At 62.7% G+C, this 26,353-nt stretch carries 19 protein-coding genes and 2 pseudogenes; 8 read left to right on the forward strand and 13 right to left on the reverse strand.

Annotated elements, in window-relative coordinates:
• Positions 1-21 precede the first annotated feature (21 nt).
• From CR103_RS16295 to CR103_RS16310, 5 genes are all read left to right on the forward strand, one after another.
• Positions 22-870 (forward strand): fimbrial biogenesis chaperone, encoded by an 849-nt coding sequence (locus CR103_RS16295; protein WP_099917004.1) that lies wholly within the window; start codon positions 22-24, stop codon positions 868-870.
• Between the two features lie 102 nt (positions 871-972).
• Positions 973-3,669, forward strand: coding sequence for an MSCRAMM family protein (locus CR103_RS16300; protein WP_099917005.1), 2,697 nt, complete (start codon positions 973-975; stop codon positions 3,667-3,669).
• An 84-nt stretch (positions 3,670-3,753) separates the two neighbouring features.
• Positions 3,754-3,891 carry a hypothetical protein gene (locus CR103_RS22800; protein WP_180279426.1) on the forward strand — a complete coding sequence of 46 codons (138 nt, stop codon included), beginning with the start codon at positions 3,754-3,756 and terminating at the stop codon, positions 3,889-3,891.
• An 81-nt stretch (positions 3,892-3,972) separates the two neighbouring features.
• Positions 3,973-5,223 carry an RNA helicase RhlE1 gene (gene rhlE1 / locus CR103_RS16305; protein ID WP_099917006.1) on the forward strand — a complete coding sequence of 417 codons (1,251 nt, stop codon included), beginning with the start codon at positions 3,973-3,975 and terminating at the stop codon, positions 5,221-5,223.
• A gap of 221 nt (positions 5,224-5,444) precedes the next feature.
• Positions 5,445-6,137 (forward strand): IS6 family transposase, encoded by a 693-nt coding sequence (locus CR103_RS16310; RefSeq protein ID WP_099917007.1) that lies wholly within the window; start codon positions 5,445-5,447, stop codon positions 6,135-6,137.
• 56 nt (positions 6,138-6,193) lie between these two features.
• Here the strand turns inward: CR103_RS16310 and CR103_RS16315 are convergent, their stop codons facing one another.
• The 5 genes from CR103_RS16315 to CR103_RS16335 all read right to left on the reverse strand — a co-directional run bounded on the left by CR103_RS16315 (position 6,194) and on the right by CR103_RS16335 (position 14,141).
• Positions 6,194-8,044, reverse strand: coding sequence for a DUF885 domain-containing protein (locus CR103_RS16315; protein WP_229443243.1), 1,851 nt, complete (start codon positions 8,042-8,044; stop codon positions 6,194-6,196).
• 117 nt (positions 8,045-8,161) lie between these two features.
• On the reverse strand, positions 8,162-10,843 hold the full coding sequence (locus CR103_RS16320) for a bifunctional acetate--CoA ligase family protein/GNAT family N-acetyltransferase (protein ID WP_099917008.1): 2,682 nt from the start codon (positions 10,841-10,843) through the stop codon (positions 8,162-8,164).
• Positions 10,844-10,981: 138 nt separating this feature from the next.
• A complete protein-coding gene (locus CR103_RS16325; RefSeq protein WP_180279427.1) occupies positions 10,982-12,403 on the reverse strand; it encodes a tyrosinase family protein in 1,422 nt (473 codons plus the stop codon).
• 132 nt (positions 12,404-12,535) lie between these two features.
• A complete protein-coding gene (locus tag CR103_RS16330; RefSeq protein WP_143752650.1) occupies positions 12,536-13,366 on the reverse strand; it encodes a hypothetical protein in 831 nt (276 codons plus the stop codon).
• A 400-nt stretch (positions 13,367-13,766) separates the two neighbouring features.
• Positions 13,767-14,141 (reverse strand): hypothetical protein, encoded by a 375-nt coding sequence (locus CR103_RS16335; RefSeq protein WP_099917011.1) that lies wholly within the window; start codon positions 14,139-14,141, stop codon positions 13,767-13,769.
• Positions 14,142-14,533: 392 nt separating this feature from the next.
• Between CR103_RS16335 and CR103_RS16340 the strand changes: the two genes are divergently transcribed.
• Positions 14,534-16,762 (forward strand): heparinase II/III domain-containing protein, encoded by a 2,229-nt coding sequence (locus tag CR103_RS16340; protein WP_099917012.1) that lies wholly within the window; start codon positions 14,534-14,536, stop codon positions 16,760-16,762.
• A 20-nt stretch (positions 16,763-16,782) separates the two neighbouring features.
• Here CR103_RS16340 and CR103_RS16345 read toward each other — a convergent pair whose 3' ends face one another.
• From CR103_RS16345 to CR103_RS16350, 3 genes are all read right to left on the reverse strand, one after another.
• Positions 16,783-19,251, reverse strand: coding sequence for a penicillin-binding protein 1A (locus tag CR103_RS16345; RefSeq protein ID WP_180279428.1), 2,469 nt, complete (start codon positions 19,249-19,251; stop codon positions 16,783-16,785).
• A 156-nt stretch (positions 19,252-19,407) separates the two neighbouring features.
• A complete protein-coding gene (locus CR103_RS23535) occupies positions 19,408-19,857 on the reverse strand; it encodes a transposase (RefSeq protein ID WP_229443252.1) in 450 nt (149 codons plus the stop codon).
• Positions 19,781-20,617 (reverse strand): hypothetical protein, encoded by an 837-nt coding sequence (locus CR103_RS16350; protein ID WP_229443254.1) that lies wholly within the window; start codon positions 20,615-20,617, stop codon positions 19,781-19,783. The genes CR103_RS23535 and CR103_RS16350 overlap by 77 nt, the downstream gene beginning before the upstream one ends.
• Positions 20,618-20,710: 93 nt before the next feature.
• On the opposite strand from CR103_RS16350, the pseudogene CR103_RS16355 reads away from it, so the two are divergent.
• Positions 20,711-21,241: pseudogene (locus CR103_RS16355) on the forward strand (transposase); the annotation flags it as partial.
• Here CR103_RS16355 and CR103_RS16360 read toward each other — a convergent pair.
• Positions 21,228-21,503 (reverse strand): annotated as a pseudogene (locus CR103_RS16360) (transposase); the annotation flags it as partial. The pseudogenes CR103_RS16355 and CR103_RS16360 overlap by 14 nt on opposite strands.
• 107 nt (positions 21,504-21,610) lie before the next feature.
• Between CR103_RS16360 and CR103_RS22805 the strand changes: the two are divergent.
• Entirely contained in the window at positions 21,611-22,318 is a 708-nt protein-coding gene (locus CR103_RS22805) for a hypothetical protein (protein ID WP_218968494.1), read from the forward strand.
• On the opposite strand, the gene CR103_RS16370 is transcribed toward CR103_RS22805, so the two are convergent.
• From CR103_RS16370 to CR103_RS22810, 4 genes are all read right to left on the reverse strand, one after another.
• A complete protein-coding gene (locus tag CR103_RS16370; RefSeq protein ID WP_099917015.1) occupies positions 22,250-23,305 on the reverse strand; it encodes a porin in 1,056 nt (351 codons plus the stop codon). The genes CR103_RS22805 and CR103_RS16370 overlap by 69 nt on opposite strands.
• Positions 23,298-24,041 (reverse strand): MarC family protein, encoded by a 744-nt coding sequence (locus CR103_RS16375; protein WP_099917016.1) that lies wholly within the window; start codon positions 24,039-24,041, stop codon positions 23,298-23,300. Before CR103_RS16375 ends, CR103_RS16370 begins: the two co-directional genes overlap by 8 nt.
• A gap of 12 nt (positions 24,042-24,053) precedes the next feature.
• Positions 24,054-25,586 carry a BCCT family transporter gene (locus tag CR103_RS16380; RefSeq protein ID WP_099917017.1) on the reverse strand — a complete coding sequence of 511 codons (1,533 nt, stop codon included), beginning with the start codon at positions 25,584-25,586 and terminating at the stop codon, positions 24,054-24,056.
• Between the two features lie 427 nt (positions 25,587-26,013).
• Positions 26,014-26,353 (reverse strand): hypothetical protein (locus CR103_RS22810; RefSeq protein ID WP_180279430.1); only part of this gene is annotated, 340 nt, incomplete at its 5' end.

A 26,353-nucleotide genomic window follows, 5' to 3' on the forward strand; every position in this document is an offset into this window, starting at 1 on the left:
CAAAAAGTTAAGGAGTTCCCCATGAGCTATTTCGTCTCCGCCCGATCGATTACCCGGCGCGTGCTGCTGACCATGCTCGCCGCCATGGCGCTATTGCCGCAACTGGCGCTGGCCGACCTGATGTTGTACCCAACCCGCGTGGTGTTCGAAAAAAACCAGCGCGCTACCCAGGTCGACCTGATCAATAACGGCAGCGAGCCCGCCGTTTACCGCATCAGCCTGGTCAACCAGCGCATGGGTGAGGACGGTCAGTTCCTCGAAGTCAATACGGCGCCGCTGCCGGGCGAGCTGTTCGCCAACGACTTGGTGCAGTTTTCGCCACGCCAGGTGACTTTGCAGCCGGGCACCAGCCAGACCGTGCGCGTGATGGTGCGCAAACCAGCCGACCTCGCCGCCGGCGAGTACCGCTCCCACCTGCATTTCGAGAAAATGCCCGAGCCGCGCGGCGCAAACAGCGTCGAAGCGGGCAAGGACAAGCAGATCGGCATCGTCCTCACCGCCCTGATCGGCGCCTCGATTCCGGTGATCGTGCGCCACGAGGTGGCGCCCGCCAGCGTCAGCCTGTCGCATCTGGAACTGCTGAAAGACGGCAAGGCGCCGTTGCTGACGCTGCAATTCGAGCGCACCGGCAACAGCTCGGTGTATGGCGACCTGGCCGTAGCGTTCACGCCGCAAGGGGGCGCCGAGCAGGTAATCGGGCGCGCCGCCGGCATCGCCGTGTATAACCCCAACCTGTTGCGCCGCGCCAAAATGAGTTTGCAACCTGCGCCCGGCGTCGTGCTGGCGCGCGGGGCCTTGCGCGTGACCTACCGCGAGCGTCCCGAAGCAGGCGGCGCGCTGCTGGCGGAAGGCACACTGGCGCTGCCCTGATCTACAGCAGGAGCGCCTGCGCCGAATTGTTCTTGAACTGCGGGTGAAACGGCCGTCTTTTCCGGCGATGGCGTGACCACGGTATGACTAATAATCAATACCGTGAATATCAAACTTCCCTTAGCGTCGAAACCGATCGTTACGCGGCTGGCGCTGGCGCCGGCGCCGCTGTGGGCAATCGCGTTGGCGCTGACATTGCCGCTGGGGTCGGCACTGCTGGCAACGCCGCCAGCGTGCGCCCAAAGTTTCCGCGCGCAGCCGAAGGACGCTCCCAACCTGGTATTGCTGGAGGTGCGGCTCGACCAGCACCTGCTATCCGAGTCGCTCACCGCCTACCAGTTCGGCAACGACGTGTTCCTGCCGCTGGGCGAACTGTCCAAGCTGCTCACCATCGCCATCCGCACTCAGCCGGTCGAGGGCCGCGCCAGCGGTTACGTGCTCGACGAGCAGCGCGGCTTCAGCCTTGACGTCATCGGACTCGCAGTGACGGTCAACGACAAGCGCGAGGTACTCGACCGCTCGCTCGTCAAGCTGCAGGCCGATGACATCTACGTCGCCAGCCGCCTGCTGTCGCGCTGGCTGCCGGTCGCGCTCGAGGTCGACATGTCGAGCCTGACGCTCAAGGTGATCCCGCGCGAAAAGCTGCCGCTGCAGGCGGGCCTGGAGCGGCAGGACCGCGGCAAGCGCACCGGGCCGCGTGGCGAGTACGTCGACCCCGAGTTTCCGCGTGTGGCCACGCCTTACCGCAAGCTCGACAAGCCGTTCATCGACCAGACGCTCGGGCTCGACGCGCGGCGTGCCGGCGCCGGCGGCCAGACCAGCGCCGCCTATACCGCCTACCTGACCGGCGACCTGATGGGGGTGGAAGCCGAGCTGTATGCTAACCGCAACTTGCGCGACAAGGCAACCGACCTGCGCTGGTCGCTCGGGCGCCACGACCCCGACGCCAACCTGCTCGGCTCGCTGCACGCGCGCACCGTGATGGTCGGCAGCGTGCCCGCGCCGGGCGTCGCCAATATCGCCCTGAGCAGCACGGGCAGCGGCGGTATCACGGTCGGCAACCGCCCGCTCAACCAGCCGACCCGCTTCGACCGCCACACTCTGCAAGGCGACCTGCCGCCGGGCTGGGACGTCGAACTGTATTTTAACGAAGGCCTGGTGGCGTTCCAGCAGTCGCGCGCGGACGGCCAATACATTTTTGCCGACCTGCCGCTGGTGTACGGGCTCAACGAGTTTCGGCTGGTGTTTCACGGCCCGCTGGGCCAGTTGCGGGTCGAACGCCAGAGCTTCCTGCTGGAGCAGTCGATCATCAAGCCGGGTCACGCCTACTACAGCCTCACCGGCCAGCGCGACGAGCACGGCAAGCGGCGCAGCGTTGCCCAGTTCGACTGGGGGCTGACGCGCCAGCTCAGCGTCAACGGCGGCCTGGTGCGTTTAAACCTGGACGGCAAGGAACAACGCTACGCCAACGCCGGCCTGCACGGCTATTTGCAATCGTTCATCCTCTCGCTTGATGCCGCCAAGTCGGACAACGGCGGCCGGCTTGCGCAAGTAGCGCTCAAGACCCAGGTCAAGGGCCTGTCGCTTGGCGCCAGCCACGCAGAAGTGAAGGATTTCAGCAGCGAACTGTACTTGCCCAGGGCCGACCCGGTGCGTTCGCGCGACGAACTGCAGGTCGACGGTACGCTGCCGTCCGCCGGCGCCTCGCGCATGCCGGTGTCGCTGCAGGTGAAACGCGACCGGCTCGAATCGAACGCCCAGAATGTCGAGCTGCTCGGGCGCGTCTCGGCCTACGGGTTCGGCACCGCCGTCACCAACGCCGTGCGCTGGCAGTCGAACAGTGGCATCAAGTCAGCCGACGGCGTCCTGCAAGCGAGCCGCCGGGTCGCCGGTATCGGCATCAGCGGCCAGCTGCAATACAGTATCGAGCCGCGTTTCGCCACCTCGACGCTCGCCATTTCGGCCGACAAGAACCTGGCCGACGGCACCCTGCTCAACCTGGGCGTGATACGCGGCTTCCAAGATCAGGAATACCGCCTCACCGCCGCCCTCAACAAGAGCCTCGGCAGCGTCGGCATCGGCGTCAACGGCTACTATTCCAACCGCGGCGAGTACGGCGTCGGTATCCAGCTGTTCGTCGCCATGGGGTTCGAGCCGCGCCGCGGGCACTGGATGACCGACGCCCAGCCGATGGCGCCGACCGGCGCCGCCTCGGTGCGCGTGTTCCTCGACACCAACCAGAACGGCGTGCTGGACCCGGGCGAGCAGCCGGTCGAGGGCGCCGGCTTTACCGTCAACGGCGGCGGCACGCTGGCGCGCACCGGCGCCGACGGCATCGTCCACCTGAACCGCCTGCCGGTCAAGCAGAACGTCGATATCGGTTTCGACATGGCCAGCCTCGAAGACCCGCAGCTGGCGGCGCAACAGAAAGGCTACCGCATTGTGCCGCGCCCCGGCAAGGTCAGCCAGCTCGATTTTGCCGTCAGCATCACCGGCGAAATCGATGGCACCACTTACATGGTGGTGGGCGGCCAGCGCCGCGCTGTCGGCGATCTCGACCTTGAACTGGTGAACGCCAACCGCAAGGTCGTCGGCACTGCCAGGAGCGCGTCGGATGGCTACTTCGTGCTCTCGAGCGTGGTGCCCGGCAATTACATGCTGCGCGTGTCGGAGGATCAATTGACGCGGCTCGGCTTGAACGACCTGGGCATGCACATGCTGACGATGGCAAGCGACGGCAAATTTATCAACGGCAAGGAACTGTACGTCGAGGCCAGCGCCGCGGCGAATCCCAAGTAGGCCTGGCACGATCGCGGCAGCGCCGCGCGCCGCCGCCGCCGCGGCGCGCGTATGATCGATGTCGTCAACCACGAGGAGCTTCCCATGAAACCACGCGCTTACCGCTGGACCGCCCTCACCCTCGCCCTTCCCTGCCTGCTGTTACTAGCCTGCAAGGGTAAAAACGATCCGGTCAAGCCGACTGTCGCGCAGCAGGTAGTGGCCGCACGCGCCGTTTCCTGAACGCGCGTCACTGATTTTGGTACTTGTCGGGCTCGACAGGGTAAACTGTTGCCCGTCCTCTTACATTGCAAGGTGCTTCCCATGTCGTTTGCCTCCCTCGGCCTGATCGATCCGCTCGTGCGCACGCTCGGCACGCTCGGTTACCAGGCGCCCACCCCGGTGCAGGCGCAAGCCATTCCCGCCGTCCTCGCCGGGCGCGATGTTCTGGCCGCGGCCCAGACCGGCACCGGCAAGACCGCCGGGTTTGCGCTGCCGATTTTGCAAAACCTGACGATGCAAGCCCAGCAGGTGGCGCCCAATTCGGTGCGTGCGCTGGTGCTGGTGCCGACCCGCGAACTGGCTGAACAGGTACACCGGAGTTTCGCCGCTTACGGCGCCGGCCTGCCGCTGCGCACCCACGTCGCTTACGGCGGCGTCAGCATCAATCCGCAGATGATGAAGCTGCGCAAGGGACTCGACCTGCTGGTGGCCACGCCCGGCCGCCTGCTCGACCTGTATAGTCAAAACGCGGTGAAATTCGATCAGCTGCAGACGCTGGTGCTGGACGAAGCGGACCGGATGCTCGACCTCGGCTTCTCACGCGAGCTGAACGCCGTGTTCGCCGCGCTGCCGGCGCGCCGCCAGACGCTGCTGTTCTCGGCCACCTTCTCGGACCAGATCCGCGCACTGGCCGCCACACTGCTGGCCGACCCGGTGTCGATCGAAGTCAGTCCGCGTAACACCACCGTCAAGGCAATCGCCCAGTGGATCGTGCCGGTCGACAAAAAGCGCAAGCCCGAACTGTTCATGCACCTGCTCAAGAAAAAACGCTGGGACCAGGTACTGGTGTTCGTCAAGACGCGCAAGGGCGTCGATGCGCTGGTCGACACGCTCGAAGCGCACGGCGTTGCGGCCGACGCCATCCACGGCGACAAACCGCAGCCGGCCCGCCTGCGCGCGCTCGAGCGCTTCAAGGCAGGCCATGCCAGGATCCTGGTCGCAACCGACGTCGCCGCCCGCGGCCTCGACATCGACGACCTGCCGCTGGTGGTCAATTTCGACTTGCCGATCGTGGCCGAGGACTATATCCACCGCACCGGCCGCACCGGTCGCGCCGGCGCCTCCGGCGAAGCGGTGTCGCTGGTGTGCGCCGATGAAGTGGTGCAACTGGCGGCGATCGAAGTGCTGACCGGGCAAACCCTGGTGCGGATCGACGAGGCCGGTTTCGAGCCGGACCACCGGGTGCCGCTCACCGACACCAGGGGCGAAGTGGTCAAAAAGCCGAAAAAGCCGAAGAAACCGAAGGCCGACGCCCAGGTGTCGACGGTGGACGTGCGCTTCGCGCGGTGCTGATCGGCTAATGCTTATAGAAACAATGCGACACAACGCGCGCCGATGTCAAAGGTGCGGGCTTGCAGGAACGGACGCGCTGGGTTGGAGCGAACTATCATATTGTCGGCGCTCCGCGACAGCGCCGCAACCCGAGCCACACCACAATGAGGGTTCTGTCGCGTTAGCAAACATCGGCTTGCCGATCAGGTAGACTGCGGCGCCCCACGGCAGAATGGACCGACATGCTTCACTTCAAAGGGATGCGATTTCCGATCGATGTCATCCTGGTTTGCGTCCGCTGGTATGTGGCTTATCCGCTGAGCTACCGGCACCTGGAAGAAATGATGGCAGAACGCGGCGTGTCTGTAGACCACTCATCAATCAACCGATGGGCGATCCGGTTCTTGCCGCTTGTCGAGAAGATGGCCCGCAAACACAAGCGCCCGGTCGGGGCCAGCTGGCGCATGGATGAGACCTACATCAAGGTCAAAGGTGTCTGGAAATACCTCTACCGCGCTGTCGACAAGCAGGGAAAAACCGTTGATTTTTTGCTGACTGCAAAGCGCGACATGGCCGCGGCGAAGCGTTTCTTCGACAAGGCCATGCAAACGAATGGCGATCCCGAGAAAGTGGCGATGGACAAGAGCGGCGCCAACAAGGCCGCCATTGATGCGATCAACGCCGGACGTGACGTGCCGATCGTGGTGCGCCAGGTCAAATACCTCAACAACATTGTCGAGCAAGACCACCGCGCCATCAAGCGGGTGACCAGGCCGATGCTCAACTTCAAATCATTTCGCTCTGCTCGCTGCGTGCTCGCCGGCATCGAACTCATGCACATGATCCGCAAGGGCCAGTTCACGACCGATGGCGCAGATATGACGTCGTTCGCCGATCAATTTTATGCGCTGGCAGGACAGGTCCGTCCAGTTTGAGGGCGCTGTACCTTTCGGAGGGAATCTCATTTTTTCGATCAACAACGCGACAAAGCCTAGGCATTTGCCTGCGCGGCGATCCACCGGTCGAGCACTTGCGCAAGCACGTCGAGCGGCACGGAGCCGGTCGTGAGCACAACGTCGTTGAAGGCCGGTAGCGAGAACCTCGGCCCGAGCATGGTTCGCGCGTGTTCGCGCAGTTCGACGATGCGCAGCATCCCGATCATATAGGCGCAGGCCTGGCCTGGCCATACCACGTAGCGCTCGACCTCTTGCGCGCCAATGCCGTAGTCGATCCCCTGCTGGCGCGTCCAGCCCTTGGCGTGCAAGCCGGTATCGACCACCAGCCGGCGCGCGCGGAACAGTTGTGCGTCGAGCGCGCCGAGCAGGCCGGGCACGTCGCCGTCGTACCAGCCGTTTTCCATCGCCAGCTTCTCGGCATACAGCGCCCAGCCTTCACTGTGCGCGCTGCCGCCGCCAAAGATGCGCTGCGAGCGGAACTTCGGCAGGTCCGTCATTTCCTGCTGGATGGCTAATTGAAAATGGTGACCCGGCACCGCTTCGTGGTAAGCCAGGGTGCGCATCCCGACGATCTTGAAGCTTGGCCCGGGCAACGGCACCCAGAAGACGCCGGGGCGGCTGCCGTCCGGCGCCGGCATGCTGTAGTGTGCGGCAGCGCTCGCTTCGGTGAGCGCCGGTTCGCGCTTCACCGCCAACGGCGCGCGCGGGCGCACGTTGAACAGCGCGGTGCTACGTGTTTCGGCATCGAGCACCATGGCGCTGTAGTTTGCCAGCAGTTGCGCTCGCGGATCAACGCTGGCGGCCGGCTGCAGGCTTGCATTGAGCCTGTCCATGCGCGCCTTGACGCTGCCGTCGGCAAAGCCGAGCGTGCGCAAATGACGGTCCATCTCCGCTTCGATGCGCGCCACTTCGCGCAGCCCGATCGCGTGAATCTGCGCGGCCGACAACGTGGTGCCGGTGCTGCTTGCCAGCGCGCGGGCATAGGCGGCAGCGCCGCCAGGCAGGCGCGCGATGCCGGCCACGTCGCCCGCTCGCGGATGCAGTTGCGCCAGCAATGCCTGCACGCGCGCAAAGGCCGGCCGGATGCGCTGTTCGACGATGCGCGTGGCAGCGGCGATTGCCTCGGCGCGCGCATCGGGCGTCAGGTCGGACAGCGCCGCGGTGCGTTCGGCAAGCGAGGCGACGAGCACGTTTTGCGCCGCTGCGGGTTTCAGGAATGTATCGACCTGGGTCTGTGCGCGCTCGACGATGAAACGCGGCGGAATCAGCGATTTGGCGGCGCCGGCGCGGGCGCGCACGATTGCCTCGTCGATCCGCAGCGCCACCTGGTCGAGCCGCGCCAGGTAGGCCGGGACGTCGGCGGCGCGCCGCAATGGCTGTGTTTGCGTCATGAACTGGACCAGCGCGACGTGGGTCCCGCTCATCTGGTTGAAGCCGAAGGTGTACGCCTCGAATGGCGCATTGGCGCTGGCGTTTTCGAGCGCCCACTGCATGACGGCGGCCGATGTGCGCTGGGTGTCGCCGAGCGATCCGGCGGTCCACCCCTTGAGCCGGGCCAGGCCGGCAGCGCGCTGCGCCGCTTCCTTGGCGCGTTGCGCCGGTGTCAGCGGGGTCAGATGACGATCGAGCGCGTCCTGTTCAGCGCCGGAGAAATACTGAGTGGCGGTGGCCATTTGCGGATTGATTCGCACCGAGTCGGCGGCAAACCGGTCGGCCCAGGCGGCGAATGCCGGATTGGCCTGGTTGGCAGCGACCGCCAGCGTAGCAGCGCCGGCGCCGGTACCGGCTGCCAGAACCGGCTGCGGCAGCGCGCTGGCCGCCAGCGCCAACGACATCAGCAAGGTCGCGATCGCGGCGTGCAGCGGGCGGCGGTGGGCAATGGGCATCGGGTGTTCTCCAGAGTTAAGCTGCGCTCGGACCGGCGCAGGTCGCCCAATTTATCACCGAACAGATGAAAACACCATCTTGCGTCCCCGCCCGTACCGCGATTCAAGGCCAGAGCGTCACTCCAGCGGCAGCCGCAGCCGCATCGTCCCTTCCTCGGTCGCCGCGGTCACCTCGAAGCCGAGGCTTTTTACCAGCCGGATCACGCGGGTGTTTTGCGGCAGCGCTTCGCCGACGATCTCGCGCGTGCCGCGCGCGCGGCAGCAGTCGATCAGCTTTTGCATCAACACCTTGCCCAGGCCACGCCCTTTCAGGTCCGAGCGCACCGTGATCGCAAATTCGGCCGAGACGTTGTCCGGGTCGGCCACCACCCGGCTGACGCCGAGCGTCTCGGCCTCGCCGTTGGCCCCGGGGCGGGTGGCGATGAAGGCCATCTCGCGGTCGTAGTCGATCTGGGTGAAGCGCGCCAACTGCGACGGCGACAGCTCGCGCATGCGCACGAACATCCGGTAGCGCACATCGTCGGCGGTGAGCGCGTCGAAAAAGGCCAGGTGGGCCGGGCCGTCTTCCGGCCGGATCGGACGCAGCTGCAGCGGCCGGCCTTCGAACTCGATGGTTTCTTCGAGTTCGCGCGGATAGGGCCGGATCGCCAGCCGGTCAAGGCTGCTGGCCGACTGGTTGGCCAGCGCCACGCGCATGCGCGCGTCGAGCGCGATGACGCCGCCAGCGTCGGCCAGCAACGGGTTGATATCGAGCTCAATCACTTCCGGCAGGTCCGACACCAGCTGCGAAATCTGCATCAGCGTCCGCAGGATCGCATCCATGTCGGCCGCCGGCCGGTTGCGGTAGCCGGCCAGCAGTTTGGCCACGCGGGTGCGGCCGACCATGTCGCGCGCCAGCACGGTGTTGAGCGGCGGCAGCGCCACCGCATGATCGGCGGTCACCTCGACCGAGATGCCGCCCTGGCCGAACAGGATCACCGGCCCGAACACGGCGTCGGTAGCGGCGCCGACGATCAGCTCGTGGGCGTCGGGCCGGCGCGCCATCTGCTGCACCGAGAAACCGGTCAGCACCGCCTGCGGCAGCAGCTCGGCGAGGCGTTTTTGCATGCGCTGCGCCGCCGCCCGCACAGCGTCGAGCGTATCGAGGTCGAGCGCAACGCCGCCGACGTCGGACTTATGGCTCGCCTGCGGCGAGACGATCTTGACCGCTACCGGAAAGCCTATCTCGCGCGCCGCCGCCACCGCCGCCTCGACGTCGGCTGCGAAGCGGGTCTGCACCACCGGGATTCCGTAGGCTGCCAGCACCGCCTTCGATTCGACCTCGGACAGCCAGTTGCGCCCTTCGGCGAGGACGTTTGCTATCACTTTGCACGCGCCATCGCGGTCGGCCTCGAACTCGGTGCTGGCCGACGCCGGCACTTGCATCAGGAGGTTCTGGTTTTGCCGGTAGTGGACAATTTGCAGGTAGCCGTTGACCGCGTCTTCGGGCGTGTCGAAGGTCGGAATACCTGCCTCGGAAAAGATTTTTCGGGCCTCGGCCACGGCGTCGCCGCCCAGCCAGCAGGCCAGGAAGTTGCGCGAGGCGCCACGCGCCAGCGGCGCAATGGCGCGCGCAATGTCGGCGCTCGGCACGATGGCGGTTGGCGCGTGGATGAACAGGATGGCGTCGGACTGGTCGTCGGCCAGCAGCAACTCGAGCGTTTGGCGGTAGCGCTCGGCCGGGGCGTCGCCGATGATGTCGACCGGGTTGGCGTGCGACCAGGTGGCCGGCAGCACTTCGCCGAGGCGGCGCAGCGTTTCGCTTGACAACGCGGCCAGTTTGCCACCGGCGTACACCAGCGCGTCGGTGGCCATTACGCCGGGGCCGCCGCCGTTGGTCATGATCGCCAGCCGCTCGCCGAACAGGGGGCGCGCGCGCGCCAGCGTTTCGACCGCGGCGAACAGGTCTTCGGTGGTCAACACGCGCAGCATGCCGGCGCGCCGGATGGCGGCGTCGTAGACGTCATCAAGACCGGCCAGCGCACCGGTGTGCGAGGCGGCCGCCCGCGCCCCTTCCGGCATGCGGCCGGCTTTCAGCACCACCACCGGTTTACTGCGCGCGGCGGCGCGCGCGGCCGACATGAACTTGCGCGCATGCCGCACGTCCTCGATGTAGAGCAGGATGGCGCCCGTTTCGCCGTCGCTGGCGAGAAAGTCGAGGACGTCGCCAAAATCGACGTCGGCGCTGTCGCCAAGCGAAATGAATCGCGAAAAACCGATGCCGCGTGACTTGGCCCAATCGAGCACGCCGGTCACCAGCGCGCCCGATTGCGACACGAAGGCGATTCGCCCCGGCAGCGCATTGGTGTGGGCGAAGCTGGCATTGAGGCCGAGTCCGGGCACCAGCAGGCCGACGCAATTGGGCCCGAGCAGGCGCAGGATGTACGGATGGGCGGCGTCAAGCGCGGCTTGCTGCAGCGTGCGGCCCCGGACGTCGTACAGCGCGCCGAGGCCGGCGGTGAGGATGATGGCCGCCCGGCAGCCGCGTTCGCCAAGCTGGCGGATGATGGCAGGCACCGTGGCCGGCGGCGTGCACACCAGCGCCAGGTCGGGCGCCTGCGGCAGGTCGTTCACGCTGGTATAACATGCGTAGCCGCCCAGATGCCGGTACTTCGGATTGACCGGAAAGATCGCTCCCTTGAAGCCGGCGCCTGCCAGGTTGCGCAGGACGGTGGCGCCGACGCTTCCCAGGCGCTCGGAGGCGCCGATCAGCGCAACCGACTTTGGTGCAAACAGATACTGCAGGTTGCGAACGCTCATCGGTGCGGTCCTTCGGTGGTGGGCACGGGGTTCAATATACTCCAGCAGCCTGCTGCGATGGGCGCCGTCACGGCCCAAACGAAAACGCCATCGCAATCGATGGCGTGGCGTGGATCCGGCGGCGCCGCGCTGGCCGGTCTACGAATCAACTTCCTCGCTCGACAGTTCCACCCTGACCTCGCCAATGTCGATGACGCTGCCGGACGGACGATTGTTACCGTTGACGCGCACAAACGAAATGGTCAGCATGCTGATCTGCACCTCGGTCATGTTTTCCACCCAGCGATTGACGACATAGCGCAGTTGCGCCGGGCCGCCGCGATGGTGGGAAGCGCCCGCTACCTGAAATGGCCCGAGCGTGCCGATCAGGGCGGACACCGTTGCCGAAGGCGAATTGCGCGCGGCCGGCAAATTGAGGTAAATATTGTAAAAATAGCCGCCTTGCTTTCCGTTGCCGGTCAGCATTACGTTGTCGAACACGACCTGAACCGATTTGTAGCGAATGCCGCTGGCGGTAATCATCGCCTCCTTGCCGCGGAAAATCCGGGCAAGCGCCAGGCCGGCTTCCTGGCTCGGCGGCATCTGGACGCTGACCGAGCGCTCGTCCAGGCTGACATCGCGCGCGCCGACGGCGGCGAACGTGGTGCCGCTGGTAACGCGCGAACCGGTCAGCTTGAAGCTGCCCACCGCCGGCGCCGACGGCGATATGAATGCCTGGCTTTGCGTGACACTCTTGGCCAGCGCCGGCAGGGCCGCCGGCAAGGTCTCGTTCTGATAATAATATCCCAGGCTGGTACGGGTATCCCAGGTATGGGTGCGCAGCATCGTCACCGTCGGCGTGTACGAATAACTGCCGCTCCAGTAGACATTCGAGATGGCCGGCATGACGCGGCCGCCGCCGGCCGCTACCCAGGCCACCCAGAGCCGGTCGACGTTGGCGTGATGCAGCCAGAATATCGGGTCGAGCGGCGATTCCATGGTAGCCATGTCGCCGCCGATGAGGTTGTGCAGCGTGTTATGCGGCGCGCTCTCGAACGACGGTTCGAAGGCGCGCTTGGCGCCGCGCATGAAGTTGGTCAGCAGCGGAGAAAACGGCTCCATCGACAGCGCCGCCGATACGTTGGTATTGAAGCGCTCGGCGTACAGCGGATTGGCGGTGCCGGGGTCGGTAAATTCCGACGGCAGGTTCGGGTCCGTATAGTAATCCCAGTAGGGCAGGATCAGGTTGGGGTCGTCAGCAACGAGGCGCAGCTGCCGCTCGAAATGGTACAGGTAGCCGCGGTGCCAGCCAAAAAAATAGGCAATCGAGTGCGGGCAATAATTGACGTGAATGTTGCACCAGTACGCCCAGCTTCCCGGATCGTCCGGATTGGCATTGGCTTTCATTGTCGCAATTGCAAACAGCAACGAAGCATATTGCGGGCTGGTCTTGAAGGTTTGCCATTCCTGGCGCTGGCTCAGCGGCAAGCCGGCGGCAAATCCGATCGGCGCCGCGGCGGCACCGGAGAGGAAGGCCGATTGCTTAAGGAACGCCCTGCGCCCGATATGTTGATGACTCATGAACTCCTCCAATGGAAATAAGGTGAAAGTGACTGCTGGTGCGCGGGCGGCGGCAGCCTGTGCAAAGATGCGCGCCGTTGGAAATGCTGCGGCGACCGGTCGATCGCCGCCATACTGCATAAAAAGCCGGCGTCAGGACTCGTCCTCGTCGGTGGAAAGTTCGAGCCGCACCTCACCAATTTCAATCACTGGCCCGGCGGGACTGTGCTCTCCGTTTACGCGGACGAAGGAAACGGTCGCCATGCCGATGTCGACTATCGGAACGTCGGCCAACAACTGCGTGACGACATAACGCAGTTTCGCGCGGCCGCCGCGCCGCTGGGCGGCCGCCCTGACCTGGAACGGGCCGAGGTTGCCGATCAGGCTGGTTCTGAGTGCCGACGAAGTAGCGCGCGACGCCGGCACATTCAGGTAGACGTTGAAAAAATAGCCGCCATTAGCGCCTTCCGCGGTGATGGCGATGTCGTCGAGCACCACGTGGACGGATTTGTACTTGAGCGCACTGCCGCGAACGGGGGTGGCGCTTCCCCGCGCGATGCGGGCGATTGCCTGGCTATGGTCCAGTCCGGACGGCAACCGGACACTGAGCGAGCGCTCGCCCAGCGTCACTTGCAGCGCGCCGGCGGCGGAAAACGTCGAAACGCCGGTGACGCGCGGGCGGCTCAACCGGAAAGTGCCGACCGCTGGCGGCGCCGGCATGTTGCTATTCCCGTCTGCTTGCAACACCATCCCATCTGCGCCGGCGGCAAGGGCTGGCAGTGTCACCGGCAGGGTCTCATTTTGATAATAATAGGCAAGATGAGTCCTGGTGTGGGTGTCCGTATAACTGCCGTTCCAGTACGAGGCCGATTTGAGCGGCATCTTGCGGCAGGCGCCGATGCCGTCCGTGGGGGCCGCCACGGCGCCAGCAGCGAGCACGGAGTAGCGCAGAAAACCCCGCCACCCACAATGTGATTCACTCATTGTTGCTCCCCTGATATATTATGTGGACCTGCCAAAATAAATCTGCAACATTCCGATAGCCAATATTGCTCGCGATGCAAAAAGAATATTAAAACTTTATTGCTTTCAATACGACGCGCGAGGTGTGCCATCGATAGAAAAATCAAGGTCGTGATATTGCATCGCATTATCAAACTTGCGAACGAGGGCGTTATCTTATATTAACTAATTGGCAATGCCGGTCCATGCCGCTTGTTAAGTGCGGCTTGGAAGGACGGCGAAGTTTTTTGATTTTCCTCACAGCGTTGCCAAAGGAGGTTCCTGCGGAGTATGTGCCGACGCTATTTTGCCGCGGCATGCGCACCGACAAGGTCGAACCTGCCTGGAGTGGCCCTGCCTGAGTGGCCCTGCCTGGAGTTGCTCAGCCTTCGTTGAGAGGCAAGGCGCGAAACGCCGCCGATTGCAAGCGCAATTCCCGGACCACTGCCGTTGCCAGGCTGGCCGAGTGCGCTCGTATGGCCGCGCTGTCGCCGGCAGCGTGCATCACCGGTTCGCGAAACGGCGCCGACTCTGCGATATCGCCAAGCCGCACCGAAGCGATCATGCCGTGGCGTTGACGCGCGGTCACGCTGAGAAAACGCAGTCTGAAGGCCTTGTCGAGCACGAACGTGCCGCCGGCCAGGCTGCTGCGGCCGACATCGAAAATGACATGGTGGATCACCGCTTGCGCGCGCCGGGCCACCCCCGCCTGGCTGATCCCACGTTTGCGTCCAATCAGTTGTTGCAACAGCTTCATTGAATTCTTGACGGATATAATTATATTGTAATTATAACCACATGTTACATTTCCGCCTAGAAATATATTGTTATCTAGCCTATTCTGCTGTTGCGCGCAGTAAATGAACAACAACGACAGACTTTATGCGTCAATTTCCGCCTACCATCTTTCTGCCAGCGCTGAAATGGCAAGCTGCCTATTTGCCGAACGGAAAGTGAAACAAGCTGTAATAAATAAAAGCTTGTCATTGCCATCCTAGTATGTTGCACCCCTGAATTGCTTACAGAAAATTGATCAAACAGATTATTTTCAAGCAAACATGATGAACAGAGTGTGAAGCCGGTCCTTCCCATCACGGATCAGGGCGCATTTACCGGCGCGGCCACGCTCATCCTCAGGAGTGTTACTTAATGAAATTGTTTTCCTTACGCCTGCTGTGCCTGGCTTCGCTGTTGTCATGCGCTGCCGCCAAAGCCGACTGGGCCGCATCGAGCGACCCGCTGGTGGTCAAGCCGCGTCCTTCGAATGGCGACTTGCAGCCGCAAAATCCGCCCGGTTTTACCTGGGCCCGCCATCCTGGCGGCCCGGCGCGCTACGAAGTGGACATCCTCGCTGACGGCGCCGCCACCCCGTCCAAGGCGACGGTCGAGCGCAACTGGTACCTGCCGACGCGCGCCCTTGCCGCCGGTAGCTATGCGTGGCGGGTGCGCCCGGCAGGTTCGAGCAACTGGTCGGCCGCGCGCCGGTTTACCATCGGCGCCACTTCCACCGTGTTCGAGGTGCCGGACAACGCCACTTTGCGCAACCGCATTACCCAGAATCCGCGACCACGTTCGCTGCCGGCCTCGTTCGTGCCGATGAGCCAGTGGAATTTCGCGCGCATGCAACAGTTCGAGCCGTACGTCAGCCGCATGGCCAACGAAGTGAAGGCGCAGGCGAGCGCACTGCCGGCGCTGTCGGACGGGCGCTGGCAGTTGGCAATCGCCTCGCCGCTGACCGCCAACATGGTGGGCCAGCAAACCGACGTGCGCAACCGTATCAACGCAGCGAGCCGTCAGCTCGAAGCGGCGGCCATGATGTACCGCCTCAAGGGCGAGGCCTGGCTGCTCGACGAAGCGAAGCAGCGCGGCGACCAGCTGGCGTCGCTCAACCCGAACGGGCCGACCAGCTACCTGAACCAGGACCAGGCGACGCGCCAGATCGCGCTGGCGTTGGTCAAGGCGGTCGACATGCTGGCCGACAGCCTCGACAACCAGCGCAAGGCGCGCTGGCTGGCGGCGGTCACTGTCCGCACCAATGTTATCTACGCCAACCTGGCCGGCGACAATGGCCGCCTCGACCAGTTTCCGTTCGATTCGCACGCCAACACCAGCCTGGTTTTCCTGGCGCTGATCTCGACGCTCGGGCTGGGCGACATTGCCGACGCCCAGAAGTGGTTCGATTTCTCGTTCCGCGTGTACGCCAACAATCCGTCGCCGTGGAGCGGCCCGGAAGGCGGCTATGCCAACGGCACCGCGTATGCCGAATACACCGCCGGCTACCTGGTGGCGTTGTGGGATCCGCTGGTGCAGGCCACCGGCGTGAATTTCTACGCCAAGCCATGGTCGCGCGGCTTCCTCGATTTCGCCACCCAGTTCACCCCGCCGGGCGCGCGCACCCACCTGTTCGGCGACGGCTCCGACACCCGCCCCGACCCACGCGTATTCCACGCCTTCGCCTCGCGCATGTCGACGCCGCGCGCGGCCTGGTATGTGCGCCAGCTGGGCGGAGCCGAAGACACGCTGACCTTGCTCGAGGCGCCGTATCCGATGCCGGTCGCCAGCGCGGCGTACGAGTCGGCGCCCGCCAGTACGGCCTACTACCCGAGCATCGGCTGGACCGCGATGCACAGCGACATCAACTCGCGGGCCCGCACCTCGTTCTACTTCAAGTCGAGTCCCTACGGTTCGTTCAACCATAGCCACGGCGACCAGAACGCTTTCCTGCTGTCCGTGGCCGGCCAGCCGCTGTTGATTTCGGCTGGCTGGTACGACTGGTTCGCCTCGCCTTACTGGAACAGCTGGTACAGCCAGACCAAGGCGCAGAACGCCATCACTTTCGATGGCGGCAAGGGCCAGGTCACCAGCGGCTATCGCGAGCAGTTGCAGCGCAACGGCAGAATTTCTGGCTTTTCGACCCAGCCGGGGTGGGACTACGCCGAAGGCGACGCCACACCAGCGTATGCCGGCCAGCTCAGCTCAGCCAAACGCCAGGTGTGGTACCTGCGCGGCGAGAACGCGATCCTGGTGCGCGACAAATTGTCGGCCGTCCGTGCCCACACCTTCGAATTCAACGTGCATGCACCGGGCCCGATCACGCCCAATGGCGCCGCCGGTGCCAGCATCGCCATCAACGGCCAGTCGGTGTGCCTGCGCTCGCTGGGATCCGGCGCCGTGTACGAAGCGCGCAGCGGCTACGCGCCAAAGCCCGGCACCACCGAAGGCCACGGCGCATTTACCGTCAAGGGCGATGGCAAGAAGCCGGCCGAATTCCTGGTGTTGTTGGATGTCGGCTGCAAGAATCCGGTGGTGAAAATCACCAACAATGCCAACGCGTCACGCACCGTGCAGGTCGGCGCGCAGACAGTGGTGCTGTACTGACCGGATAGCGCAAAAGCACCTCAGTTCTCCTGCGGCTCGCGGTTCTGGAACTGGCGCTCCTGGCGGCGCTCGTTCTGGAACTGGCGCTCGTTTTGAAACTGGCGGTCTTGCTGGATCTGGCGGTCCACCTCGGCATCGCGGTCGCGCACCTGGCGGTCCTGGCGCCGATCCTGCGCCAGCCCGTCCTGCACCTCCTGCTCCTCCAGCATTTCCTCCGGCGCCGTTGAAAACGCCTCCTCGGCCGGCATGCCTTCCTGGCGTATCTCGCCGCCCTCTTCCATCACCTCCTCGAGCTCTTCCTCCCGGCGCGGCGCGCTGCGCGGCGCGCCGGGGAACTGGGCGTCGCCGTCGAGCTTGCCGCTGTCGAGCGCCGCCTTGAAGAAGTCGCCCACCAGCAGCGCCGCGTTATGGCCGCCCTGGCCCCAATACGCGCTGCGTATGTTGACGCGGTTGTCGTTAAAACCCACCCAGGCTCCCGCCACCAGGTTCGGATGCATCATGATGAACCAGCCGTCGGCGTTGTTCTGCGTCGTGCCGGTCTTGCCGGCGACGTCGGCATTGATGCCGAAGCGGTTGCGAATCGCCGTGCCGGTACCGCGGTTGATCACTCCGCGCATCATGTCGATCAAGGTCACTGCCGACGCCTGCGACATCGCGCGCTGCGGTTTGGCCGCGCCGAAACGGGCGATTTCCTTGCCGTCCCGGTCGGTAATGTGGGTGACGAACACGGGTTTGCGGTACTCGCCCTGGGCAGCGATGGTCGAATAGGCGTTCACCATTTCGAGCAGGGTCACCGGGCTGGTGCCGAGCGCCAGCGACGGCACCGATTGCAGCTTGCTCTGATTAATGCCGAGCGCCTTGGCCAGGCTGATAATGTTGGGCAGGCCGACGTCCTGCATCACTTGGGCGGTGATGGTATTTTTAGAATACACCAGGCCGTCGCGCATCGTCATCTGGTTGCCGGTGGTGCCGCTCATGTCGGTCGGCCGCCACATCTTGCCGTCGCCGGCCTTGATGCTCATCACCGCGTCGCGGTAGGGCCGGTCCGGCGCCATGCCTTTCTCCAGCGCGGCGCCATACACCACCGGCTTGAAGGTCGAACCGGGCTGGCGCTCGGCCTGCGCCACGTGGTCGAATTGTTCGCGCCGGAAGTCGCGGCTGCCGACCCAGGCCCGAACTTCCCCGCTCGCCGGATCGAGCGCCACGAAGCCGGCTTCGAGGCGCGATTTGGCCGCGCGCAGCACGGCGATGAAGTTGCGGTCGGCTTTCAGGCGCTTCAGCGCGGCCAAGCCCGCTTCGCCGCCTTCGACCGCCTTGCGGTAGTCGGCCGTCTCGCGCACGAAGGCGTCGCCCAGCGCGCCGTGCGACTGCCAGAAATACTGGAACGGCTTGACCGCGCTGTGCGCCGAAGCGTAGGCGCCGGTCGAGCTCGAAAGGCTCATGCCCGGCTGGCTCCACTCGACGTCGGCCACCGCCTGCAGCGCGTTGGCCTGGCGCTCGACGGCGTGCAAGGCGGCCTGCTGCAGCGCGAAGTCGAGCGTGGTGTGCACCACCAGCCCGTCGAGCTGCAGGTTGTAATCATTTTCGTCGGCCCAGTCGATCAGCCACTTGCGCACGTAGGCGGTGAAATGGGTATCGGTGCCGGCGCGCTCGGCCTGACGCGCGAAATGCACCCGCAGCGGCCGTTTTCTCAACGCCTCGAAACGCGGCCGGGTAATGACGCCGTGCTTGAGCATCTGCCCCAGCACCACGTTGCGCCGCTCCAGCGACCGGCCGGGGTTACTCACCGGGTTGTAGTAGTTGGTCCCTTTCAGCATGCCCACCAGGGTCGCGCTTTCGAGGATGTCGAGTTGAATCGCCGACTTGTCGAAATAGGTGCGCGCCGCCATCTCGATGCCGAAGGTGTTGTGCAGGAACGGCACCGTGTTGAGGTAGGCTTCCAGGATCTCGGTCTTGCTGTAGGTCGCCTCGATTTTTAACGCCGTGATCAGCTCCTTGAGTTTACGGTTCAGGTTGCGCGAGCGCCCTATCTCTTCCGGGAACATATTGCGCGCGAGCTGCTGGGTGATGGTCGAGCCGCCCTGGGCGTCGCCCTTGAGGCTGTAAAAAACGGCGGCTGCGGTCCGCTTGAAGTCGATCCCGTGGTGCTGGTAGAAGCGGTGGTCTTCGGTGGCCACCAGGGCGGCGGTGACGTGGGGCGACATCTGCGCCAGCTTGACCCGCTCCTGCAAGCCCTGGTCGAAGCTGGCCAGCTCCTTGCCGTCGGCCGACACCAGCGTCGACGCCCGCGCGGCGCGCGCCTGTTTCAGGTCCTTGATGCCGGGGGTGACGGGAATGAGGATCAGCACATACGCCAGCAGCAGCGCCACCAGAGCGCCAAACCCCCACAGCACAATCAATGCCGCCCGCTTTGCCGGCGGCTGCGCCAGCAGGTAGGCATGCACCCGGATGTAACCGGCCCGCGCCCTGGCTTTAGTGGTGTCCAGCATCGGTTCAAACCGTTCCCGCGCGCGTTTCAGATGGTCGTTCACTATGGTTATTCCACTATTCATTGATCCCAGCCGGCAAGTATATCTGACGGCCGCGAAAATCCCTGTCATTCGCGTGTGTCCGTCCCGGTCCCAATCCACCCAAGTTAAGGCTTTTCAGCAGTTTTTTTGACTCATGGCTTTGTGCGGCTTTTGGCCTGGGCTTCGTGGTTTTGGGAGATTCTGGCGGTGTTGATAGGTCCGGCCGGCGATCAGGTCGAGTACTCCCCGGAGCAATTTTTTGACCTTCCTACCGATGATGCCACCGAGCAGAAGGATGGGCATCAGGGGTTTGAGCGCGGTGTGGGCGTAGGCGTGGTTGACGCGTTTGCTGTCAGGCAGGTCGGCGTCGGCATGGGCGGTGAGGGCGACGAGGGCTTGCAGGTTGTCGCAGACGATTTTGGCGGCGACGTCGCGGGCCACGGCCTGCTGGGTCAAGCCGGTGACGTGCTCCAGATTGAGCCTGTGCTTGAGCCGTTTGAACGCCTCCTCAATGCCCCAGCGCTTGTGGTAACGCCCGGCGAAGCAGGCGGCCGGGTAGAGCTTGTCGTCGAACAGGTTGGTCATGAGAACGCGCTGTTCGCCGCTGGGCAATACGTTGCGGACCAGGCGCACGCGCTGCGGTTTGCGCGGACTCATAGTCGAGCGCGTCGCGCTTGTTCGGCGCGGGCAGCACGACGACCTGCTCGAGCGCGTCGGAGCGCATGAACGCGCGTACGCAGGCGAAACCGCTGGAATTATCGACGCGCATGCAGAACTTGATGGTGCGTTGGTTCAGCACGGCGACCAGCCAGCGGCAGGGATAGCCGCGGTCGAGCAGTAGTAGGTCGTCCGGGGAAAGCCGGTCGAGGTGTTGGAACAGGAACTGGCGTTCGCCGCGTTCGTGGACGTTGTGCAGGGAGGCGGCGAGCATCAGGCCAGGCCCCGGCAAGAACAGGCAGAAACGCATCGCTGAGGCGTCGGCGGCGACCAGTCGCAGGCCGCGCCAGCGCGGCACGAACCCGTCCTGCACGGCGCGCGCGATCAGCCAGTCGTTCAGGCGCGCAATGGCTGTCAGCGACAGCTTGGCGCGCGCTTGGGCGAATGCCTGCTCGGACACTGCGTGGACCAACCGGGCTTGTTGGCGAAGATGGGCGAAGAAGGTGTCCAGCTCGGCTTGGACGCTCATGCGCATGCCCGTCAGCATGACCGCGACCAGCGTCGCCAGGGGCAGTTTGCGACAGCGCGAAAATGCGGTCGGATGGTCGGCATGACGAGCATCGTCGAGAAATTCTGAAGAGCATCGTCGGGCGGCGAAATCTTGGAATAGCACGGTGAGAACGGACATGGCAGGCAGTGGAAGAAAAAATTCACACTTGCGGCCGCGATTTTAATGCAATGTCAAGTATATTTTATTTAATAATATAAATAAATTATCTAACTGCACACAATCTCTTTAACTTGGGTGGATTGGGGTGAATCCGGCCTCGCGGGGCAATTGAAGAAGCTGCTGGCCGAACGCATGCTGACAGCTGAACTGAACCATCATTTGGCTAACGAGGAAGCATCGGGCAACCATCGCAACGGCAGCAGCCAGAAGACGGTTCTGCCCCCTGGCGGCAAGATGCGGCTCAACATACCGCGGGACCGCCTAAGCAGCTTTGAGCCCAAGCTCGTGGCCAAACACCAGCGCCGCATGCCTGGCTTTGATGACCACGTGATCAGCATGTACGCGCATGGCATGAGCGTGCGCGAGATACAGGGCCACCGGCTCGAACTGTACGGCACTGACGTGTCGCCCGGCCTGAGCTCCACCATCACCGACGAGGTCGCGCAGTGGCAGCAACGGCCATTGGAATCGATGTATCCAATCGTGTATTTCGACGCACTGCGACTGAAGATCCGGGATGAAGGCACAGTCAAGAACATGGCCGTGTATCTGGCCTTGGACATCCGTGCCGATGGAGCGCAGTGCAATCGTTGCCGTCTTCGTAGCCGCTGGCGATCTGATAGACCCGCTGGGTCAGGATGTCGTGTTGCGAATGGGTGACGTCGCTGGCGTGGCGTCGGTCAGTGAGCGCCCCCGACAGCCGCTTGGTCAGGCCGATCTGGCGGTCTATCCCATTGAGCAGGAGTGGCCCGACATCGGACGACAACGCCCCGCCTTCGAAGTCGGCCCGCACTAAAAAACCGGGAATGGGAGCAAAGCGGAGTTGTTCTGGTTTAAAATTCATCTCGGGCAAGGTGTGTTTGTGTTGAGCGAATAGGTTTCTAGATAATTCCCATTCTATCAATCAGTTACGGCATCCTTGCCCTTTTTTATACAATATCCGGGCTAGAAGTGCTCGAAGTCATCCTGCGAGAGCTATTCGGTGACGCCGTGAAGACCGACAAAAAATCGCGCCTCCGCTCGCTCAAAGATTTGGACGAGGCGGCGGCCACCCTCGCCAGCGCCTGCCAAATGCTGCTGAATGACACTGTGCCGGATGCAGAGCTGCGTAAACAGTTGTTCTCGCGGATTTCTCCTGACGCGCTCGCGCTGGCCCTCTCCGGCGTCAACAAGCTGATTCGGCCGACCGACAATGTGTACTACCAGGAGCTGGACGCCAAGTACAAAACCGTGCGCCGCTTTTTGCCAGCGCTGGCCAAACACATCCATTTTGGCGCGAACGCCGCTGGCGAACCGTTTATCGCCGCATTCGCCTGGCTTCGCACCAACATGATGGTGAAACGACCGGCAACGACGCCGGTCTATCGTGACCGGTCATTCCGGTCCATCGTGACCACCCCATTCCGGTCTATCGTGACCGATTTGGGCCGTTACCGGAATCAGCGGTCACGATACCGGAATGGTGCCGTACAGCACCGAAATGATGTTACGCATATAGCAACCGACCAAGTACGCTGCCAGCTTTTGTCTGGAGACAGCGTGCCGGTATCGACCGATGGCCGGCTGCTCGATCAGCCTTCGCGGCGAGATTCAAAAATCATAGCGCACGCCGACAGCAACAGCGCGGCCGCCGCCAATGCTCGCATCGAAATCACTTAAGCCCCTTCGACGCGCAGTGAGGACGGCAGTTTCGGCTTCCCAATAATACTCGGCGAAAATCTTGTAGTCGTCCGAGAGCTGATGGTCGATGCCAAGATGGGCAATGTAATCGCCGTAGTTCTTCACTTTCGCGAGCATCAATTTGAGCATGCTTTTGCCCAGGGCATAGCTGCCGAAGAGATTGATGGAATGATTGCCATTGGTTGAGAAGCCGCCGCGCTGACGGTTTCCAGTGTCGAATATTTCGTACTTTACCGCCAGGTATAGCTTGTCGGTCTGATGGCTGGCGGACAGCCCATAGAGCCGGTCGCGCCCATAGCTCGCATTGCCCCGGTCATCCACGCCTGCGGCAAGGCGGGTGTTGCCGAAGGCATAGGTGGTGGCGACTTGCCAGCGACGCTCATCGATGCGTGAGGTCGAGCGCATGTTTCCGCCGCTGCCGGCATATGCTGCGGCTAGGGAGAAACCGTTGAATTCCGGGGCGGTATAGGCAATGGTTTCGGCGACTCGAAACACGGTGTAGGTCGCGAAGCCGCTGTAATAGCTGCTGAACATGTCCACCGGCGCTGCGATCGCATTATAGTAAGGCATCCACTGCTGACCGTATGCAATTGATCCGAAGTTGCCCCGCAATCCAAGCTGAGCGATCCTGAGGCGCTGCCCATGGGGACGGCTGGCATCGCCCTGATCGTAGGGGTCGCGCATCCTGAAGTTTGCGGAATCAAAAGGAATTTCGATTTGACCGGTCAGCGTCAGCTCCGTGTTTAGCGGATATTCGACCTTGACCCCCACTCGGGAGTAGGCGTCTCGCAAGGAGGTATAACTGTTCAGGCGATTTTGGTGGTCTGGGCTTACTGTCTCGAGCTGAGTGCGCAGCGAACCGTAAAAGTCGAAACCTGGGGCACTCTGGGCAGCAGCGTCGGTCCAGTAAATACAGTTCGAAATTCCGAGCGCGAAGCCGGCCAAAGTTAGGTGTGACTTAGCCATAAATATTCTCCAAATGCTCGGATAGAAAGATTGCCTGGACTGCGGCGAGGTGCGTGGAAACAGATGTAATTTCGAGCAATAATTCACGGACGCCTTCCCATACAATCTGCACGCCAAGGCACAGCAAAATGAAGGCGGTAAGGCGCAGAAAGACGGCTGTTCCGGCTTCGCCAATCAGACGCAGAAAGTGCTCACCATAGCGAAAAGCAAGATATAGCAGTACGCCGATAACTGCTAGCGCCAACATAGCGCCACCCATGCGTGCCAACGATATCAGAAATTTCACATCGTGCAGGGCGACGCCTACCGTAATGGCGACGGAGATTGAGGCCGGACCGCAACTGATCGGAAAGGTTAGTGGATAAAAAGCCTGCCGGTGCGCATGGTCTGGTGTAAACGCCTCGGCCAAGGCCACCTGGCTGTCCGGTGTGGCTGGCGTTGCTCCAAGCAGACGCCATGCTACGGAAGCGAGGATCAGGCCGCCGCCGATGCGGACGATGGGCAGCGCAATGCCAAAGAAATCGAGCACATACGACCCAACCAGCATCGAACCCGTCATCAGCCAGAACATGTTGCGCGCGATGCGGCGCGCCAGCAGTGCGCGGGTTGTGAGCGATGCACCATCGGTCATGCTCAGGAAAATCGGTGCAGTCGCGGCCGGATTGAGAATAGGTAACATCGCCGCGAACACAAACAGAAAGCTTTTGGCCGCTGCCAGCATTAATTCAATTGTCATAGCAATATAGGCTTATTGTGCGCTACCGGGTTTTTCCGCCAATTCACGTAGTCGCCGGCGCAGTGCGCGTTCACGTTCTTGTTCCACAAGCCAGTCTTCACGTACGGCACGCCAGAGCGCAATCACCATCAGGATGATTACCAATACAAATGGCAAGCCAAAGACAATGGTTGCTGTTTGTACCGCTTTGATGCCGCCCGCTAGCAACAGACTGACAGCGATGCCGGAAACCAGCAGCCCCCAGATTACCTTGATACGCGCACTCGGATCATGGTCGCCGCCAGTGCTCATCATGCCTAGCACCAAAGTGGCCGAGTCACCTGACGTGATGAAAAATACCAGGACCAACAAAGTCGCTACAACCGACATGATGGAGCCGAGGGGCAATGCTTCGAACATGGTAAACAATGCCGTCGACACATCCGCCTTGACCGCCTCGGCGAGCGGAACGGATTGCCAGATTTCCAGGTGCAGGGCAGTGCCGCCAAAAACGGAAAACCAGACCATGCTTGCCAGGGTCGGTGCGAGCACAGTGCCCGCAATAAATTCCCGGATGGTGCGGCCACGAGAAACGCGGGCGATGAACAGGCCCACAAAGGGAGACCAAGTTATCCACCATGCCCAGTAAAATACAGTCCACTCACCCACCCAGTCGCTTTCCCGGAAGGGAGTCGTGCGCAGGCTCATGCGCACGAATTCGCTTACGTAAGCGCCTAAAGTAGTGGTGAAGGTGTCGATGATCGTGATGGTGGGGCCGACGATGAAGATCGTAACCATTAAAAGAAAAGCCAAACCAAGATTTATATTGGAGAGAATCTTAATGCCCCGCGTTACGCCGCTGACTGCTGAACCAATGAATAGTGCTGTTGTCACTCCGATAATGGCAAGTTGCGATGAGACGCTGACCGGCAAGCCGAACACCGCGTTCAGGCCGCTGTTGATCTGCAGCGCACCGATTCCCAACGAGGCAGCTACACCAAATGCGGTCGCGATAATGGCCAGCACATTCACGGGCACTGACAGTTTGGGTGCCCATCTCCACGGCAGTGACTCGGTTGCAGAACTAATCAGCGCAGGCTTTCCTTTTCGAAAGGAGAAGAAAGCAATTGCCAGTGCAACGACGCTGTATACTGCCCAAGGATGCAGGCCCCAATGAAAAAAGCTGTAGCGCATTGCAGCGTTGGCCGCTTCTGATGTGCGTGCGGCGATGCCGGGTGGCGGCGTGACAAAATGCGAGATGGGCTCGGCCACGCCCCAAAAGACCAGCCCGATACCCATGCCGGCAGCAAACAGCATAGCGAACCAGCTAAGCAGTGAAAATTCCGGTTCGTCATCTTCCAATCCCAGCTTAAGATTGCCGTACCGGCTGAAGGCAAGCACTGCTGCGACGATAACGAGTCCAAGCACCGTCCACAGATACAGCCAGCCGAAATTAGTCGTAATTAATGCTAACAAGCGGTCAAATATTGCCGCAAGCGAGGTTGGGGCAAAAATACCCCAGACTACGACGACAAGAATGACGCCCGAAGAGATGATCAGCTGCATTGTTAAACTCCTTGAAAATGGGCGTTGAGACAGGCCCTGCGTCGCTGGACATTCTCCCGCTGAGTCTGCTTTGTCCGGTCTGGGGAAGACACTTCCTCCGGGTCCGTTCATGCACAGAGGTGGACTATGCGGGTCGTCGTGAACGATAACACTGCTTCTGGGTGAATGCAGACCTTGACGGAGGCACAGTGTACATGAAGCCTTAGCATAGGGAGCGCACTGCTGAGTCCGTCCGATTGGCGGAAAAAAAGAAGTAGCCGGTCTTTTGCGCAGCCGACAACTTTTACAATCGTTAAACACTCAGACTCATGCAGCCAGCGATTCCAGCACCTTATTGAATGCCGGGCCCGGCGGCCTAAACGGACCGGGCGCGGTCAGCCAACGGCCCCGTACTCAGGCCAGCCAGCTGCCGAAGCTGCTGCCATCATCAAGACTGGCGGTGGAAACGCGCCTGTCCGACCTGGAAGACTACGTTGAATGCATCGAGCACTTCGTGGCTCGTGTGGAACACCGCTACATGGAACGCTTCGAGGTCCCCCTGTGTCAAACTACTGTGAGACAACTTCATCATGCTAATTAAGGAAGTTGCTATCACATGGAAAACCAGATGTCGCCAGCGGTAAAACAAAATGATGAACGCGAGAGTGCCGAGGTTGTCGCCGTCGCGCGCCGCCGTAAGTTCACGGCCAGCTACAAGCGGCGCATCGTGCGCGAAGCCGATGCCTGCAGCAACCCGGGCGCCGTCGGTGCGCTGTTGCGTCGCGAGG

Source organism: Massilia psychrophila (genome assembly GCF_002760665.1).
Lineage (GTDB): Bacteria > Pseudomonadota > Gammaproteobacteria > Burkholderiales > Burkholderiaceae_D > JAFCUW01.